16 protein-coding genes, 1 tRNA gene and 3 pseudogenes are annotated in these 16,726 nt (G+C 64.4%); 12 read left to right on the top strand and 8 right to left on the bottom strand.

Features of this window, described 5'->3' with window-relative positions; genetic code table 11:
- Positions 1 to 172: 172 nt before the first annotated feature.
- The gene (locus ACQR1B_RS07580; RefSeq protein WP_434831996.1) at positions 173 to 547 is read left to right on the top strand and encodes a thiol-disulfide oxidoreductase DCC family protein; all 375 of its coding nucleotides are present in this window, start codon (positions 173 to 175) and stop codon (positions 545 to 547) included.
- Between the two features lie 205 nt (positions 548 to 752).
- Here ACQR1B_RS07580 and ACQR1B_RS07575 read toward each other — a convergent pair whose 3' ends face one another.
- The 3 genes from ACQR1B_RS07575 to ACQR1B_RS07565 all read right to left on the bottom strand — a co-directional run bounded on the left by ACQR1B_RS07575 (position 753) and on the right by ACQR1B_RS07565 (position 2,877).
- The gene (locus ACQR1B_RS07575; protein ID WP_434831995.1) at positions 753 to 1,070 is read right to left on the bottom strand and encodes a hypothetical protein; all 318 of its coding nucleotides are present in this window, start codon (positions 1,068 to 1,070) and stop codon (positions 753 to 755) included.
- Positions 1,071 to 1,338: 268 nt separating this feature from the next.
- A complete protein-coding gene (locus tag ACQR1B_RS07570; RefSeq protein WP_434831994.1) occupies positions 1,339 to 1,851 on the bottom strand; it encodes a hypothetical protein in 513 nt (170 codons plus the stop codon).
- A gap of 81 nt (positions 1,852 to 1,932) precedes the next feature.
- Positions 1,933 to 2,877: an OmpA family protein gene (locus ACQR1B_RS07565; protein ID WP_434831993.1), complete on the bottom strand. Its 945-nt coding sequence runs from the start codon at positions 2,875 to 2,877 to the stop codon at positions 1,933 to 1,935.
- Positions 2,878 to 3,191: 314 nt separating this feature from the next.
- On the opposite strand from ACQR1B_RS07565, the gene ACQR1B_RS07560 reads away from it, so the two are divergent.
- Positions 3,192 to 3,998, top strand: coding sequence for a lytic murein transglycosylase (locus ACQR1B_RS07560; protein ID WP_434831992.1), 807 nt, complete (start codon positions 3,192 to 3,194; stop codon positions 3,996 to 3,998).
- Positions 3,999 to 4,810: 812 nt separating this feature from the next.
- Positions 4,811 to 5,215, top strand: a complete 405-nt coding sequence (locus ACQR1B_RS07555) for a response regulator (protein ID WP_434831991.1) — start codon at positions 4,811 to 4,813, stop codon at positions 5,213 to 5,215.
- Between the two features lie 133 nt (positions 5,216 to 5,348).
- Here the strand turns inward: ACQR1B_RS07555 and ACQR1B_RS07550 are convergent, their stop codons facing one another.
- Positions 5,349 to 5,564 (bottom strand): hypothetical protein, encoded by a 216-nt coding sequence (locus tag ACQR1B_RS07550; RefSeq protein ID WP_434831990.1) that lies wholly within the window; start codon positions 5,562 to 5,564, stop codon positions 5,349 to 5,351.
- A 229-nt stretch (positions 5,565 to 5,793) separates the two neighbouring features.
- On the opposite strand from ACQR1B_RS07550, the gene ACQR1B_RS07545 reads away from it, so the two are divergent.
- Both ACQR1B_RS07545 and ACQR1B_RS07540 read left to right on the top strand, forming a co-directional pair.
- Positions 5,794 to 7,029 (top strand): GGDEF domain-containing protein, encoded by a 1,236-nt coding sequence (locus ACQR1B_RS07545; RefSeq protein WP_434831989.1) that lies wholly within the window; start codon positions 5,794 to 5,796, stop codon positions 7,027 to 7,029.
- 21 nt (positions 7,030 to 7,050) lie between these two features.
- Positions 7,051 to 7,680 carry a peptidoglycan recognition protein family protein gene (locus ACQR1B_RS07540; protein WP_434831988.1) on the top strand — a complete coding sequence of 210 codons (630 nt, stop codon included), beginning with the start codon at positions 7,051 to 7,053 and terminating at the stop codon, positions 7,678 to 7,680.
- A 72-nt stretch (positions 7,681 to 7,752) separates the two neighbouring features.
- Here the strand turns inward: ACQR1B_RS07540 and rpoH are convergent, their stop codons facing one another.
- Both rpoH and ACQR1B_RS07530 read right to left on the bottom strand, forming a co-directional pair.
- The gene (gene rpoH / locus ACQR1B_RS07535) at positions 7,753 to 8,652 is read right to left on the bottom strand and encodes an RNA polymerase sigma factor RpoH (RefSeq protein ID WP_434831987.1); all 900 of its coding nucleotides are present in this window, start codon (positions 8,650 to 8,652) and stop codon (positions 7,753 to 7,755) included.
- 219 nt (positions 8,653 to 8,871) lie between these two features.
- Positions 8,872 to 9,852 carry an RluA family pseudouridine synthase gene (locus ACQR1B_RS07530; RefSeq protein WP_434832311.1) on the bottom strand — a complete coding sequence of 327 codons (981 nt, stop codon included), beginning with the start codon at positions 9,850 to 9,852 and terminating at the stop codon, positions 8,872 to 8,874.
- A 31-nt stretch (positions 9,853 to 9,883) separates the two neighbouring features.
- Here ACQR1B_RS07530 and ACQR1B_RS07525 point away from each other — a divergent pair, with 31 nt between their 5' ends.
- Entirely contained in the window at positions 9,884 to 10,222 is a 339-nt protein-coding gene (locus ACQR1B_RS07525; protein ID WP_434831986.1) for a hypothetical protein, read from the top strand.
- A gap of 457 nt (positions 10,223 to 10,679) precedes the next feature.
- Positions 10,680 to 10,754: transfer RNA gene (locus ACQR1B_RS07520), tRNA-Glu, on the top strand.
- A gap of 189 nt (positions 10,755 to 10,943) precedes the next feature.
- On the opposite strand, the pseudogene ACQR1B_RS07515 reads toward ACQR1B_RS07520, so the two are convergent.
- Positions 10,944 to 11,639: pseudogene (locus ACQR1B_RS07515) on the bottom strand (tyrosine-type recombinase/integrase); the annotation flags it as partial.
- A gap of 1,019 nt (positions 11,640 to 12,658) precedes the next feature.
- Here ACQR1B_RS07515 and ACQR1B_RS07510 point away from each other — a divergent pair.
- Both ACQR1B_RS07510 and ACQR1B_RS07505 read left to right on the top strand, forming a co-directional pair.
- The gene (locus tag ACQR1B_RS07510; RefSeq protein ID WP_434831985.1) at positions 12,659 to 12,892 is read left to right on the top strand and encodes a helix-turn-helix domain-containing protein; all 234 of its coding nucleotides are present in this window, start codon (positions 12,659 to 12,661) and stop codon (positions 12,890 to 12,892) included.
- A gap of 386 nt (positions 12,893 to 13,278) precedes the next feature.
- Positions 13,279 to 13,698 (top strand): hypothetical protein, encoded by a 420-nt coding sequence (locus ACQR1B_RS07505; RefSeq protein ID WP_434831984.1) that lies wholly within the window; start codon positions 13,279 to 13,281, stop codon positions 13,696 to 13,698.
- A gap of 365 nt (positions 13,699 to 14,063) precedes the next feature.
- Here the strand turns inward: ACQR1B_RS07505 and ACQR1B_RS07500 are convergent, their stop codons facing one another.
- Positions 14,064 to 14,306 carry a tetratricopeptide repeat protein gene (locus ACQR1B_RS07500; RefSeq protein WP_434832310.1) on the bottom strand — a complete coding sequence of 81 codons (243 nt, stop codon included), beginning with the start codon at positions 14,304 to 14,306 and terminating at the stop codon, positions 14,064 to 14,066.
- Between the two features lie 92 nt (positions 14,307 to 14,398).
- Between ACQR1B_RS07500 and ACQR1B_RS07495 the strand changes: the two are divergent.
- The 3 genes and pseudogenes from ACQR1B_RS07495 to istB form a co-directional block, all read left to right on the top strand.
- A pseudogene (locus tag ACQR1B_RS07495) lies at positions 14,399 to 14,700 on the top strand (transposase); the annotation flags it as partial.
- A gap of 106 nt (positions 14,701 to 14,806) precedes the next feature.
- Positions 14,807 to 15,649, top strand: a pseudogene (locus tag ACQR1B_RS07490) (Mu transposase domain-containing protein); the annotation flags it as partial.
- A complete protein-coding gene (gene istB, locus ACQR1B_RS07485) occupies positions 15,649 to 16,515 on the top strand; it encodes an IS21-like element helper ATPase IstB (protein ID WP_434875039.1) in 867 nt (288 codons plus the stop codon). The pseudogene ACQR1B_RS07490 and the gene istB, both read left to right, overlap by 1 nt.
- Positions 16,516 to 16,726 lie beyond the last annotated feature (211 nt).

Here is a 16,726-nt window from a genome sequence, read left to right as displayed (position 1 = left end):
AAGCGCTTATCCGCTGCCCGAATTTGACTTTCTCGTCATATGGTTTTCGCCGAATCGGGCGAACCCCGCAGGCGAACGCGGGCCGGCCGGCGGACGGAAAACTCCTCGATTTCGCCGGATGGACGTGTGTTCATCCGGGCAACGCTCCCGCCACCACGCCGCCCAGATGTCGATGCCCCAACTCACCGTCTGGTACAACACGCGCTGCCCGGTCTGCGACGCCGGCATCGACTGGCAGCGCAACAAGCTCCTGGCGCTGGTCAGGTCGGGCCGGATCGCGTTCAAGGACATCAACGCCGAGCCGCAGGCGCTGAGCGCGTTCGGTGCCGATGTCGACGATGTCCGCCGCAGGCTGCACGCGACCGACGAGGACGGGCAATTGCTCACCGGCGCCGATGTGGCGCTGCTGCTCTGGAAGCTCACGCCGGGCGAAAGCTGGCTCGCCACTTTGTTCGGCAACCGCCTGGTGCGCCCGCTGACGCGGTTCGGCTACGACCGCTTCGCCGACGTGCTGTTCGCCTGGAACAAGCGCAAGGGGCATTGGTGAGGGACGATGGAGTGGGCGCCCCTCGCGCCGAGCCCCGGCTTTACCTCGCCCCGCTTGCGGGGAGAGGTCGGATTGCATCGAAGATGCAATCCGGGTGAGGGGGGCTCTCCGCGACGTCGGTGCTCGTGGAGAGTCCCCCTCACCCCAACCCTCTCCCCGCAAGCGGGGCGAGGGAGCACACCGTCGCTGAGGTGAGAGCTCGACGCTAACGCCGCACCTTGACCCGCGCATGCACGCGCGTGCCGCGGCTGTCATCGTCGTCATCATCGCTGCCGCCGAGCGCCATGATCGCGGTGCCCATCGCGGTCGAGCCGAAGGTGACGAAGAACGAGCCGAGCAGGAGGCCGATGGCGACGCCCGGCGAGTGGTCGGAGAAGACCAGGTGCCGCAGGCCCCAGGGATCGAGCGCCAGCAGCCCGCCGACCAGCACCACGGCCATGCCAAGTCCGAGCGCGAGGTTGATCGCGAGCAGGCGGAACAGGGGCACCTGGAGCAGTCGGCGCGGTCGCGGGCCGGGTTGCATCGGCGATCTCCTGGGGATCGTGAACGACGATGAATCGTAGCATCGATGGCGGCGGGCTCAAGGCCGGAGCCGCCCGGGGCGGACATGGCTGTGGCGCCGAGGGCGCATCGTTTTGGGACAGGTGCATCACGAGGTCCGAGGTGGTTGGACGACTGAGCGTGTCTTCCGCAGGTAGCCAAGCGCAGACGCGCCGCAAGAGGAGAGGGGGCGCTTCACCCCAACGACCTCATCCCGCGTTGCGTCTCAGTCGTGCCCAGCTCTCCAAACCTCACGCAGCCTCGCCCTCGGCCACGCCATGCTGCCGGGCGATCACGCTCTGCCAGACGCTGGCGATGGCGCGTTGCGTCTCCGGTGCGATCAGGCAGTGGCCTTCATTGTCGAAGCCGCAGAAGCGCACCGAGGGATCGTGCCGCACCTCCGTCAGCGCCTTGTTGATCATCTCCAGCGACGCCATCACCTGGCCGATGTTCTGCAGCCGGGTGTGGTGCAGGATGTCGATCAGGCGGAACATCATGATCGGCGGCTGGCCCATCGCGATGCCCGGCCGGCCGAATTCGAAGAACACGTTCACCGCCGGCAGCGCGCTCTGGATCTGCGCCAGGACCTTCGCCGCATCTTCGATGCTGCAGGCGACGAGATGCGCGCTCTGGGCGGGCAGGGCCGGCGTCGGCGGCGCCTCCGGGCCGAGCCCGAGGCCGGCTAGCACCTGGTGCTCGATCCAGCGGCGGACCTCCGGCGGCGCGGAGCGAATCTGGTCGGCGGACAGCGTAATCCCGATCATGGCGTCATCTCCTTTTGCCGCGCAGCTTAGAAATCGACCATGGCACGGTATTGACGAGGATCAAGCGACCGCGCGCCGCGCTCACGGCGCCACCAGTTCGACACGGCGGTTCAGCGCCCGGCCCGCATCGGTCGCATTGCTGCCGACCGGCGCGAGCAGGCCGACACCAGCGGTGCGCAGCCGGCCAGGGGCGATGCGATAGCTCCGTGCCAGCTCCGCGGCGACCGCCTCGGCCCGCCGCCGCGACAGATCGAGATTGTAGTCATAGCTGCCCTGGTTGTCGGTGTGGCCGACGATGAAGACGTTGAGCTGCGGCTGGCCGGTCAGCAATTGCGCGATCTGCTCCAGGGTCGGCCGGCTCTCCGGCTTCAGCGTCGCCTTGTCGGTATCGAAATAGATGCCGTAGAGCGCGATGTGGCCCTTGTCGCCGAGGCCCTTCGCCATCTCGGCGGCGTTGACCATCCTGTTCTCCATCGCGCCGAGCTCGGCGATGGTGAGCTGGGCGGTGATCTGCTGATTGTTCTGGCTCACCAGCACGCTGGCATAGATCTCGCGGCCGCCTGCCGCCTTGCGGCCGGCAAAATAGCGATACTCGAAGCCGTCGACCCACATCTGCGGCACCGGCAGGATGTCGATCGCCTCGGTGAAAGGGATGCCGCCGCAGGCGTCGGTGTCGCAGGCCGTGAGCGTCTCGAAGCCTTGCTTGGCGAGCTGGTTCTCGAAATTGCGCGACACTTCCAGGATCGAGGGACCGGGCGCGGTGCGATAGGCGATGCGGACGATGCGGCCCTCCAGGCGCCGTTCGTCGGCCGCCTTGCCGTCCTTGAACGGCGCCGCCTGCAGCCGCGCGGCGTCGAAATCCTTGGCGACATAGCCGGTGATGACGCTGCCGGTGAAGCGGCCGATGCCGGGATAATCCTTGGCGCCCGCGACGTCACCGGGCTGGGCGGTCGCAGGCGATAGCAGCAGCAGGGCCGTCACCAGGGTCAGCTGCGCCAGGGCGCCGAGCCGGACAGTCGTTGTCATCGTGACCTCGCGGGGCTTGCGGAAAAACCGGCCGTGGACGCCGGCAGCTCTGCCATTGGTGAGCCTGAGCCCGCCGGCCGTTCAAATGTGTGACGGCCGGGGCGGGTCGATTGCGAGCGGTCCGTTGCTGCCGGCTGGCTTGCGGTGGCGAAATCGGGCATTGTGATGGCGCCCCGGCGTCGCGCCGGGCGCGGGCATGCGCGACGATCGGCCATCCCATGTTCATCATGGCTGCGCGATCATGGCCATCGCCGACCGGCGGGCGCCCGGCCTGCCCGTTCCCACCACGCTCTCATGCAGGGACTTCTCTTCTCATGCCGGCTCTTCGATCCCTCGTCGCCATTGCAATCCTGTCGTTTGCCTCGCCCGCTCTGGCCGCGCGCTGCGGTGGCGATTTCAATACGTTCGTCACGAGCATCTCCGCGGAGGCGCAGAGCGCCGGCGTCTCCGGCGCCGTCGTCAGTCAGGCGCTGGCGGGCGTGACGCTCGATCCGGCCGTGCTCGCCTTCGACCGCCGCCAGCGCTACACCTTCAACAAGAGCTTTGAGCAGTACGTCTCGACCCGCGTCGGCCCCGGCCGCATCAATGGCGGCCGTGCCATGCTGCAGCGGCACGCGGCGCTGCTGTCGCGCATCGAGAGCCAATATGGCGTGCCGCGTCAGATCCTGGTCGCGATCTGGGGCCTGGAGACCGATTTCGGCAAGGGCGACATGGGCAAGCTGCCGGTGATCCGCACCCTGGCCACCCTGGCGCATGACTGCCGCCGCACCGAGCTGTTCCAGGGCGAACTGCTGGCGGCGTTGAAGATCCTGCAGCGGGGCGACCTCACGCAGCGCGACCTCGTCGGCGCCTTCGCCGGCGAGATCGGCCAGACCCAGTTCCTGCCGTCGTCCTACATCAAATACGGCGTCGACTTCGACGGCGACGGCCGCGTCGACCTGCGCCACTCCACCGCCGACGTGCTCGCCTCCACCGCCAACCTGCTGAAGACCAGCGGCTTCAAGATGGGCGCGCCCTATGACGAGGGCAGCGCGAATTTCGAAGCGATGCGCGAGTGGAACCGGGCCGTGATCTACCGCAAGACCATCGGCTACTACGCCGATCAGCTGATGGGGCGGTAGGCCGAGCTGTTTCCTCACCTTCGCTATCATGCCCGCGCCGGCGGGCATCCAGTACGCCGCGCCGCATCGGCTCGGCAACGACTGCCAGTGACGTGTTGAGAAAGAGCCCGGCACATATGCGCCATGCGCAAACTGCCCGTCGTGTTAGTTTGTCGCACGACGAGACCTTGCACCGTCGGGCAAATCACGCGCACATTTCCGCCCGTCCCGGCCCGCCGGAGGGGCGTTTCGCGATCGTCACGAGGCGCGGGCAGGGGATGCGATGGGCGTAGAGCTCTGCAGCGTGGCTTTATCCGCGCCGACGAACGGAGCGATGCGCACGCCGAAATCGTGGCGTCCCGACACCCCGACGCTGGTGTCACCGCGCAACGCGCGCAAGCGTGTTGTCGCGCATGGTGGCCAACAAGCCCGGCGCACCAGGGAGACCTCGTATAAGGCGTCAAACCATCGCGCAGGGAGGGCCGGGTCTGTCCGGCTGAACCTGTGGTGACCGCCGCGTGCATTATCTTTCGCACGCGGGCCGCAGGCCTCAGCCGAGGCCTGGCTCTCCCTGCGCCCTCCACTTCCGACGAGGGCGGCGAATGGACAAGACTCGGACGCATCACGCGCCGCGAGACCGTCTTCGCCTGACCGCAGTCTCCTCTGCCGCCGCCTCCAGCCGCCGCGTCATCTCGCGATCGTCCGTTCCAGTCGGTGTTCCAAAACGTCCCGGTGATCTTGCGTCACTTTTTCGCATCGGAACCGAACCATCCGCTCACTTCGCTTTTAACCTACGCAACTTACGTGACGATCGGCTTTTGGGAGATGTTTGCATGGGACAGTCTCAGCCCTTTCGCGCAACCGCGCTGATCGTGGAGGACGATCCGACCCAGCGCGAGATGATCGCGCTGCTGCTGGAGGAAAGCGACTACGACGTGATCACGTGCGAGAGCGCCGAGGCGGCGGAACTGGTGCTGAGCAAGCCTGGCCACAGCGTTGTGCTGCTGATGACCGACGTCAATCTCGCGGGCCGCATGAGCGGCGTCGAACTCGCGCACATCGCGCGGGCGGGCCATCCGCACATCAACATCGTCGTCACCTCGGGCCGGCCGCTGCCGCAGCCCTTGCCGGGAGACGCAAAGTTCTGGGCCAAGCCGTGGGCACCGCTCGACGTCCTGCGTGAAGCCGAAGTCACGCTCGAGCGCGCGCCGCAGCTTCGCAAGGATGTCAGCGAGTGAAACGAGGCGGGCGCTTCGGATCGCCTTGACGGACCGGCGCGGCATCCCATTTCTGAGAATGCGAACTCGAAGGGAGCGCCTGGAGGGAGAGCAGAGACCGGGTGGAAGCCGCGCTCCCACCCGGGGAGTGCAACTACTTCTTCTTGGCAGCCTTCTTGGTCTTCTTCGCCGCTTTCTTGGTCGCCTTCGCGGCCTTCTTCGCCTTCTTCGCCATGGCATCCTCGTCAGGAGTTGATGGATTGCAACGCGACTTCGAGGCCTCGCTGGCGCAGGCCAGCCATGCATCAGCCTCGGGAGGTGATCCCAGCAGATTCGCGAAGTTCTGCCTCACGCTGTCACCAGCACGCATGAGCTTATCCACAGCTCGATGCAGTCGATCGGCCGTACGCGGCGTGCGGGATCAGGGTTAACGGCCGGCAAATCACGTCTTCATTGATTCAAAACCAAGGCGCAATCTCGGTTCGGCAATTGAGGAAGCGTTAAGTGCGCGACGCCATGTTACCGCGAACGACAGGGAAGGTCATGAGCGCTGCGCTGCTGAATATCGAGGACGAGACGCGCGGCGTCCCGAGGCCCGGATGCTGAACGTCCCGACGCTGTGGACCGCCTTCGTGGTCAACTTCCTCGCGCTGGGCCTGATCTGGGCCTACGTGGTGCGCAGCTATCCCAAGCTGGACTCCGCGCGCTTCTGGACGGCGTCCGCCTTCATGTGCGCGCCCGCAGCGCTGTTTGCACTGGCGCGGATCTATTTCGGCTCGCTGGTGCCGCTGCTCGCCGCCGCGTCGCTGATGACCTTTGCGATCTGCCTTGCCGCCATGGGCGTGGAGCGCTTCTACGGGCGGAGAGCCTCCTGGCGTCTGAGCGGCCTGACCGTCGGCCTGACCTGCGCCTCGATCGCGTTCTTTCTCTACGTCTACGACAACGGTCCGCTGCGGATCCTGTGCTACTCGCTGGGGCAGGCGCTACCGATGGCGGTGATCGCGCGGCTGGTGCTGGATCGCCGGCATGGACCGATCAATCCGGGCGCCCGGCTCGCGGGAGTGCTGTCGATCCTGATCATCGTCATTTTCGCCGCACGTAGCGCGGGCGCCTTCATCGGCATGGATTTCAGTTTCAGTCATTCGAGTTCGGGCCAGGCGGCCGCCGTGCTGGTTCTGATCTTTCTGTCGATGTCGCTGAATTTCGGCTTCCTGCTGATGGCGGTCGACCGGCTGCGCAACGAGGTCGCCGATCTGGCGCTGCTCGACGATCTCACCGGCGTCGCCAACCGCCGCCATCTGATGCAGCGGCTGACCGAGGAATGCGCGCGTGCGGAGCGCTCGGGTGGGGCGTTCGCGCTGCTGGTGATCGATCTCGACGGCTTCAAGCTGATCAACGATACCCATGGCCATGCGGCGGGCGATGCCTGCCTGCAGCACTTCACCCTGATGGCCCAGACCCGCCTGCGCCCCGGCGACCTGCTGGCGCGCACCGGCGGCGACGAATTCTGCGTCGTGCTGCCGTCGTCCTCGTTGCGCGAGGGCGCGATGATCGCACGGCGCATTCTCCAGGTCTGCCGCAACGATGCCGAAGCGTGCGCCGGCAACGATGTCGCGATCGAGGTCTCGATCGGCGTCGCCGAATGGAGCTACGACGTCGGCGCCTTCCCGGACCGTCTGATGGCGCGGGCGGACCAGGCGCTCTATACGGCCAAGAAGGATGGCAAGAACGGCTATGCCGTCTTTACCGGCGAGAGCGCCGCACCCGCGCTCGCGCCCGATCAGATCGAGGCGCTGGTCTCTCCGCCGTCCCGCCAGGATGCCGCCGCCGAGTGAGGGGTGCTATCGTCCCCGGCCATGAGGCCGATCCCGTTCGCCTTCCGCGCAGCGCTGGCGCTGCTTCTCGTCATGGTCCCTCTGCCCGTTTCGGCCGAGGACCTCGCCGCACTCGCCCGCGCGTCCGGCACCCCGGACATCCCGGGCCTCAAGATGGTCTGGCTCGCGCCATGGGGCGACGTCGCCAAAGCCCATCGCTGGACCAACATCATCGTCCACCAGACCGAGGGTCCGGCCGGGTCGGCGCGATCGGGGGCGCTGGCGCAGGCCAAAAATCCAAAACGGCGCGGCGTCACGCTGTGGGTGGAAACCGACGGAACGGTGTACTGGGCGGTGCCGGAAACCATGGTGACCCTGCATGGCGACGGCGCCAATCGCAACGACCACCGCTATATCGACAACGGTCCCACCTACCGCAAGGTCGTGCGTGACAATTCCATCGGCGTGGAGTTCGCCGGCAACTATCCCGACGTCACCACGCCTGCCACCGAAGCCCAGGTCGCGGCGTGGCGCGTGCTCTCAAAACTGCTCCGGCTGCGCTACAACATCCCGCGGGAGCGGATCTATGCGCACGACTGGATCGACTACAAGGACGCCCGCTATTGCGAGGGCTGTGCGCTGGCCGAGCTCGCCCGCGCTGCGCCTGAATAACACACTCCCCTCAACAAGAAGCCGGCGTCTCCGCCGGCTCCAAAAACCGCCTTCCGTCCGCAAGCCGCGGGATCAGTGCGCGGCTTCCAGCGTCGCCGCTTCCTGCCGGGCGATGGCGCCCTTGACGGCGGACTGCACCTTCTCGAACGCGCGCACCTCGATCTGGCGCACGCGCTCGCGCGACACGCCGAACTCGGCGGCGAGGTCCTCGAGCGTCATCGGCTCGTCGGCCAGCCGCCGCGCCTCGAAGATCCGGCGTTCGCGGGCGTTGAGCACGCCGATCGCACCGTTCAGCGCCTGCCGGCGGTGGTCGTACTCCTCGTGCTCGGCCATGATGGCTTCCTGGTTGGGCGAATTGTCGACCAGCCAGTCCTGCCATTCGCCCGCTTCGCCGTCGTCGCGAATCGGCGCGTTGAGCGAGGCGTCGCCGCCGAGGCGGCGGTTCATGTCGACCACGTCCTGATCGGTCACGCCGAGGCGCTTCGCGATCAGCTTGACCTGATCCGGATGCAGATCGCCTTCATCCAGCGCCGAGATCTTGCTCTTGGCCTTGCGCAGGTTGAAGAACAGCTTCTTCTGGTTCGCGGTCGTGCCCATCTTCACGAGCGACCACGATCTCAGAATGTACTCTTGTATCGACGCCTTGATCCACCACATGGCGTAGGTGGCGAGGCGAAAGCCCTTCTCGGGCTCGAACCTCTTCACAGCCTGCATCAGGCCGACATTGCCTTCCGACACGACTTCGGATATCGGCAGGCCGTAGCCGCGATAGCCCATGGCGATCTTGGCCACGAGCCTGAGATGGCTGGTTACGAGTTTATGTGCTGCGTCGCTGTCGTCATGCTCGCGCCAACGCTTGGCGAGCATGTACTCCTCCTGCGGTTCCAGCATCGGGAACTTGCGGATCTCGGAGAGGTAGCGAGCAAGTCCGGATTCTCCGTTGAGAACCGGGAGTGTAGCTGTACGGGCCATCGAGCGCCCTCCAGTTGGTTCAGGCCCCCGATAGCGGCGGGCCAGGCAAAGCGGTCGCTTGGTTAAAGCCGGCCGGTTTGCGACGTTCCACGCGTCGACCATTCGACGCAGGCGCAACATACACCATTTTCGCTTCCCGGTGGAAGGATTCCGGGGGTCACGACCCCGTGTGAGCGCATTAAGAATTTGACATGATTGCGTTTTCCTGAACGGCCTGCGTCATAGCGCCGCTCGCAAAGCATCTCCCAAGAGAGAAAGATCCTCCGGCAGCTCCGATTCCCAGCGCAGAATGTCTCCGGTCCGCGGGTGCTCGATTACCAACAGATAGGCATGCAGCGCCTGCCGCCCGAGCTGTTCCAGTGCCGCCCGCGCGGCCGGCGCGAGCTGGTTCGCCTTGGTCTTGAAATGCGGGCCATAGACGGAATCGCCGAGCAGCGGATGGCCGAGATGGGCGAGGTGGACGCGGATCTGATGGGTGCGTCCGGTTTCGAGATGGCAGGCGATCCGCGACGCGATCGGCTTGCCGTCGCGGCCGGCAAAACTCTCCTGCACCTCGTAATGGGTGATGGCCTCGCGGCCTTTGGCGCGCACCGCCATCTTGTCGCGCGCATGCGGGTGGCGGTCGATCGCGGCGTTGATCGTGCCATGCGGCCGGTGCGGCAGCCCCCAGGCGAAAGCGAGATAGCCGCGCTCCATCGCGCCGGTGCGGCCGTGATCGGCGAACTGAGCGCTCAGCGAGGCATGCGCCCGGTCGTTCTTGGCCACCACCATCAGCCCGGTGGTATCCTTGTCCAGCCGGTGCACGATGCCCGGCCGCTTCACCCCGCCGATCCCGGAAAGACTGGCCCCGCAATGCGCGATCAGCGCGTTCACCAAGGTGCCGGTCTCGTGGCCGGCGGCCGGATGCACGACGAGGCCGGCGGGCTTGTCGATGACGATGATGTCGTCGTCCTCATAGACGATCTGAAGCGGAATAGCCTCCGCCGCGGGCTCAGCCGGCGCGGCTTCGGGGACGTCGATTGTGATCGTGTCGCCGGCCGTGACGTGATAAGCGGGGTCCCGCACCGCCGCCGCGCGGAGCGACACCTGTCCGGCCAGGATCAGCGCCTTCAGCCGGGACCGCGACAGCTCCGGCAGCTTCGCCGCCAGCACGCGATCGAGCCGCGGCGAGCCTTCGTCGCCGGCGACGATGACCGTCATCAGACCGTGGGATTGTGAAGTCGAGATGTCCATGAACTCTACCGTTGCGCCCGAGCCGTCCTCGCCCGAGCAGGCCCAGCTGATGGCGCGGCTGCGGCGCATGATGATGATCGCGGGCGTGACCACCTCGGTCGCGATCGCAGTGCTTCTGGTCGCCATCGGCTATCGCCTTTTCCGCGGCGAGGGAAGCTCCGCGTCCGGCCCCGACCTCACCGCCATGCTGCCGAAGGGCGCCCGCATCGTCGCCACCGGCACCGCCGGCGACCGCCTGGCCGTGACACTGGACGTTGGCGGCACCACCGAAATCCGCACCTTCGACGCCAAGACCCTCAAACCCACCGGCCGCCTCCGCTTCGCCGTGGAGCCGTAAAGGCAGGGCGGTTTGGCCCGGCCATTTCGGCCCTTCTCTCCCGCCTTGGGCATCTCTCTTCTGGCTTTGGCCCATCTCCCCCACCTCGGGCAGTCAGCGCCTCCCCCGCTTGCGGGGCGAGACGAGCGAAGCTCGCTCTGAGAGCTCGCATCGCATCGAAAGATGCGATGCGGGTGGGGGAACTCTCTCCTCTGGCACCGCCGCCGCGGCTGCCCCCACCCCAGCCCTCCCCGCAAGCGGGAGAGGGGGCCCACCGCCGTCGTGGCAGTCTGCTTCCCTCCCATCAATGTCCGAATGGCCACTCCCCTCACCACCCGGGCAGTCCGCCCTCCTCCCCCTTGCGGGGAGGGGTCGGGGGCGGGGGTTCGCACGGGGACTCTCTCCTTCACCACCCCCAAAAAACTCCCATCCCCCGTCTTGCGGCGCGGCGATTTCGAGGCTATGCGGTTCACCTCACGCTCCCTTCGTCTAGCGGTTAGGACGCGGCCCTCTCAAGGCTGAAACAGGGGTTCGATTCCCCTAGGGAGCGCCAGTTCTGCCTTTCCTCTTTTGATTTTCTTGGCTTTTTGGTCGGTTTTCCCAAACCGGCAGATTGCGTTTGGGGAAAGTCGTTCGCCTTGTGTCCTTCAAGGCGCGCCAGAGCATCGACCGCGAGGCTCGCCTGATCAGCCTCCTCGGTGTATCGCTCAGCCTCTGCAAGAGTGGTGTGGCCAAGGACGGACATGATCATCTTTGCCGTCGCCCCAGCCTCAGCCAAGCGGCGGCCGGTCGCCTTCCGCAGGCCGTGCGGCTGACAGCCGAGCGGCAGGCCTGCGTCAGTGATTGCGTCGCGCATCCATTGGCTAAAGCCGTCGACGCTGAAGGACTGGCCGTAGGCGGTCGTAATGATCGACACGTGGTCACGCTTTGCGACAGCCAAGGCCGAAAGCAGGTCGCGGTGGAGCGGAATTAACAATCGACGTCCTGTCTTCTGCTGCGCGACGGCGATTCTGTTTTCGGGCGTGATGTGTGACCACGCCATGCGGACCACGTCCGATCGTCGCTGGCCCGTGTTCAGGAACAGTTCGAATGCCAGCCGCTGTTTGCTTTCGAGAGGCCACTTCTTGCGGAAAAGCTCGATCTCATCCTCGGTCCAAGACCTGATGCGCTGAAGCTTGGGTCGCTTTATTCCAAGCGACGGATCGTGCTTGATCCATCCGATATTGATTGCGTGGCGGATCAGAATGCGAAGCTTCTTGAGTGTATCGAGAGCCGCGCCGGGCCGGTCGGCGAACGGCTGAAGAATGCCGGTGATGATGCGCTCGCGAGAAAGTCCAGCGACGGTCCGGTGCCCGTGCTCGATTCTGAGTGCCTCGAGGCGTCTGCCATACCCCTCCTTGCTGGTCTTCCGGAGGCCAATATATTCCGAGCTTCGCATGTAAGAGGCGATCAAAGCGGAAATTGTGCCCTGAACGGGGGAGCGAAGTTCGGGTCTCGATGATGCTACCTGACCGAGAAGGGCGCTTTGGTAGGCCGACATGAATTCAGAGCTGGTCGGGTCATTTGGCAGGCGAATGCGCGCACCCTTGCCGCGCCGAAATGACAGGTACGTATGCCCCTTGACGTGATTCCGCTCAACGTATGGCGGCAACCTTCGAGGCATCGACATCACTCCACGTCTCGTCAACGCCAGGATCATTGCCATCCGAAGGCAGCAGATCAATGGCAGTATCCAGCTCTCGGACGTCCCATGCTTTCCGGCGCTCACCTAGGATTTTGGGCCTTGGCATAGTGCCGACTCGCACCATTTGATCAAAGACGTTAGCGGAAACGCAGATGTATGCGGCTGCCGCCTCGCGAGTAATGAGCCGCGGCTTGAGTGATGACGGGAGAGCCGTCTGCCTTGGCATCGATCGGATACCCTTTCCGAAGCCCTGTGCACCTGCCGGAAAAACGCCGGAGGACGTGTCTAGGCTTTGGATCAGGTAACAGTGAAGGCTTTTGCGTCCTTCGGAAGTGTCATCGTGCTTTTGGACGCAAAAGGGTCGGTTCACGGGCTCTATCGCGGGTGCTCATCGTCTGCTTGCGAGGCGTCATCCTGCTCGGACACGAGGAGCTCGGAGACGCGAGATACAGCGTCCGAGTGACTGCGAATCATTCCGCTCCACGTTCTGCTCTCCCGCGTCTCGCCGCGAAGTGGACCTCCCAAAATCGTGGTGATGAAGCCGCAGACCGGGGCGGCGGACACGATGCGCTCGCACGCTAAGCTTGCGACTGTAATGACCACGTTGCCATGTTCTATCGCGGTCACTGCCACGGCACGACCCTGAGAATTTGGTTCGGCGAAACGACCTTGCGACACGGAACCTCCTTTTAGGCCGATCGGGTGTTACATACTTTAGTGGATACATACTATAGTTGATAAAAACCAAGCGTGCAATGGGCTGACTTCTGCCCATGGACATGCGTCGTTTGGTTGGCCGCAACGTTCTGCGGATCCGAAAAAGCAAAGACATGACTCAGGAGAAGCTGGCGGAGATTTCTGGCTTCAGCCAGCAGTACATTAGTGGCCTGGAAAAGGGACAGCGCAACCCGACAGTCGTGACGATCTACGAACTGTCGGTCGCCCTCGATGTGGATTATCTCGAGTTACTGAAGCCCGACGCTCGGTCGAAGATTGCGAGGGAATAGCGCGCTCTGCAACCGCTCGCGGACGCCGATATGCGAAAACCCTCATAGGCGCCGTATTGGACTCACTCACCTGGCCGCGGCAAGGAACAGGGTTGCCTTCAAGAAAGGGGAATGCAGCATCGAGCCGCGTGGCAGTCTGCGGCGACGGCATGACGACCTACTCCTTCTTGACGTACGCTGTCGGCTCGCCCTTCAAAATGTTCGCCTTTCCCGACCTATAAAATTCCTCGGCCTCCCCGCAGCCAATGTCAGAAAGCTCGACGATTGTGCACCTGGAGCAGCTTCTTTGAAGGCATCAATTAACGTCGCCACGTGTGATCGCACTTTCCTTAGGTCTTAGCTTTCGGCCCTCCCTTATTGGCTATCAATGGCGCCTAGTTTGTTGGTTGGCCTGGTCTTTCCCCTCTGGTGAGCCGATCGTTGACCGGGTGCGAAGGCCCGTTGCTTTGATCTGGAAAAACGTCGCGGCCAACGCTCTCAGGAAGCGAACGTGGGCTCCGACCAATCTCTTTGGAAAGGCGAGCCTTCAAGTGCCGCCCGGCGAATTGGGGATCGTCTATGTCAGCCATAACGAAGGCGGACGGTCAGAAGTCGCGGACATGAGAGTGGAAGCTTTCGGCGAACGGATCCGCGGTTTCGAGCATTCTGGCAAGATCCGAATTCCTATCGCGGTTCTGTCGCGTCTTTACCCTCGTCCGTTGAGAGAGGGGCAGCCCGACCTCATAGAAAGCGTCGTGCAATACGTCAGCAGCACCTACGGCGATCCATCGCTTTTCGAGGTGTATCCGACGAAAATATTCACCTGACCGATGAGAGCTGAAGCCGCTGGCCCGGCGTTGCAGAATCCCAGCGAGCATATCAATAAGGGCCGGCGAGGTGGCAAAGTCAGGGGCGTGGCCGCGTAGGTATCGTTGACTTCCGGTTCGTGTCAGCGCAAACGGGGCTGAGGGGCAAACTCCGGTCAACCGCAGGTTCGGAGTTGGGATCGACATCGAATGGGCCCGGGCGACTGCTTGCTCCGACGGCACGCAGTTTGGGATCCCGTGCGACGCCCGCGATCTTCGGCGTCCCGCAGGGCCCACCGCATGGGCGATTGCTGAGACGGAGCGGGAGCCGCTCCGGCTCGCTGGAGCGAAGACCAGCAGTTCAGCGTGCAGAAATCCATCTCGGATTAAGGGGGCGGTCGACTTCCTATGACCTGGTTGAGCCGATCCAGTGCCCGACGATAATTCTCGGCCTCGGGCGTCAGTTCGATCGCCCTTTCTATGCACGTCCGTGTCTCTTCGAGGCGCCGCTCGGCGTAGTAGGCGCGTGAACATTCGAACCAGAGCGACGGATCATCTGGCGAGACCACTAAGGCGCGTTCAAATATGGGAATTGCTTGGCTTGGGCGGTCACCTCGGAGAAGTGTGATGGCTAAGTTGGCAAGGGCGTAGCGATCTTGACCTTGCCCCTCGGGCTTAATCCAGTTTGAAGTTCGTTCTGGCCCCTAGAGAGGACCAGAGCATGAAGCGCAGTCGCTTTACGGAAGAGCAGATCATCGGGATTTTGAAGGAGCACGAGGCTGGCGTTCCTGTCGCCGATCTGTGCCGCAAGCATGGCGTGAGCGACGCCAGCATTTACAAGTGGAAGGCCAAATTCGGTGGAATGGACGTCTCGGAGGCCAAGCGGCTGAAGACGCTGGAGGACGAGAACACACGGCTGAAGCGGCTGCTGGCTGACGCGATGCTGGACAATGCCGCTCTGAAAGATCTCCTGGGAAAGAAGTGGTGACGCCCGCGGCCAAGCGGAAAGCTGTCGCGCATGTTATCCGGCGTGCAAATTTGACCCCCTAAGCTGGGGGATCGGCGTCCAAAATTGACCCCCCGATTGTTGGCCGTAGCAGGCTGCCCGCTTCGGGTTGAAGCGGGTGGTCAGATGTGCAGCCATCATCTGGTCGAACCGGTCGCCTGTACGCCTGCTTCGGGCTGGGAGAAAGGCCAGGTCGAGAACCAGGTCGGCCTGGTCCGCGAGCGCTTCTTCACGCCCCGGCTGCGGTTCAGGAGTTACGAGGAGCTGAACGCCTGGCTACTCGACAAGTGCATCGCCTACGCCAAGGCGCATCGCCATCCCGAGTTGGCGGAGCAGACGATTTGGGAGGTGTTCGAGGCCGAACGCCCCAAGCTCGTCCCCTATGTCGGCCAGTTCGACGGCTTCCATGCGGTGCCGGCCTCGGTCTCGAAGACGTGCTTGGTCCGCTTCGACAACAACAAGTACTCGGTGGCGGCGAGCGCTGTCGGCCGCCCGGTCGAGGTCCATGCCTATGCGGACCGCATCGTCATCCGCCAGGACGGCAGGATCGTCGCTGAGCACAAGCGCGCGTTCGGCCGAGGCGAAACGGTCTACGACCCCTGGCACTATGTCCCGGTGCTCGCCCGCAAGCCTGGAGCTCTGCGCAATGGCGCGCCCTTCAAGGACTGGGTGCTGCCGGCTGCGATGGAGCGCGTGCGACGCAGGCTTGCCAGTGTCGACGATGGCGGCCGGCAGATGGTCGATATCCTCACCGCCGTACTGACCGATGGCCTGCCGGCGGTCGAGGCCGCCTGCACCGAGGCGATCGCCGAAGGCGTCCACTCCGCCGACGTCATCCTCAACATCCTGGCGCGCCGCCGCAACCCGGAACCGCCTCCCACCATCTTCACGCCCGCCGCACTGACCCTTCGCCACGCCCCGGTCGCCGACTGCGCCCGTTACGACAACCTCAGGAGAACCGTCTGATGGAACGATCCGAACTCTTCGATCTCATGGCTGAGCTCGAGCTCCATGGCATGAAGGCCGCCTTCGACGAGATCATGGCCAACGCCGTCAAGCGCCAGCATGAACCCCAGCGCATCATCGGCGATCTGCTGACCGCCGAGATCAGCGAGAAGCAGGCCCGCTCGATCAAATACCAGCTCACCATCGCCAAGCTGCCGCTGGCAAAGGATCTCGGCGACTTCCAGTTCGAGGGCACGCCGATCAACGCGGCTCTGGTGCGCGATCTCGCCGGTGGCAGCTTCCTTGCTCAGCAGCGTAACGCCGTCCTGATCGGCGGCACCGGGACCGGAAAGACGCATCTGGCCATCGCCATTGCCCGCAGCTGCATCCGTGCCGGTGCCCGCGGCCGCTTCTTCAACGTCGTCGATCTCGTCAACCGGCTGGAATCCGAGGCCCGCAGCGGCCGGCAGGGCCGGCTCGCTGACCATCTCACCCGCATGGACTTCGTCGTTCTCGACGAGCTCGGCTATCTGCCATTCGCCCAGTCCGGCGGCCAGCTGCTGTTCCACCTGATCAGCCGCCTCTACGAGCGCACATCGGTGATCGTCACCACGAACCTGTCATTCGGCGAATGGCCGACCGTCTTCACCGATGCCAAGATGACGACTGCGTTGCTGGACCGCCTGACCCACCACTGCGACATCATCGAAACCGGCAATGACAGCTGGCGCTTCAAGAGCCGCGACGACGATCACATCCCAACCCGCGCTCGCGGCGTCTCCGCAACCCCGACCAGCTCCGACGCCGCGAGCGCTACCGCCAGGACTCGTGGCACCAGGGGGTCAAAATTGGACGCCGATCCGGGGTCAATTTTGAACGCCGGTTGACAGTCGATATGGCCCAGTTCGTGACTGAAGAGGAAATGGAGAGCTGTAGCATACGCCTGTCGCGCGAATTGTCGCCTTCCGGCGGACTGGGGCTTTGACTGAACGTAGTGCGACCAATCCACTATGTTCTTTACGTTGGGATGAATTTCGGAGCCTTCTCGACGGAGAGACTCGAGCTGTTCGGCGGATAAGGAAATTCCCTGTGGCCACG

This window comes from Bradyrhizobium oligotrophicum, assembly GCF_051168495.1.
In the GTDB taxonomy this organism is placed as follows: Bacteria; Pseudomonadota; Alphaproteobacteria; order Rhizobiales; family Xanthobacteraceae; genus Bradyrhizobium; species Bradyrhizobium oligotrophicum_A.
This window is presented reverse-complemented; position numbering and strand designations above follow the sequence as displayed.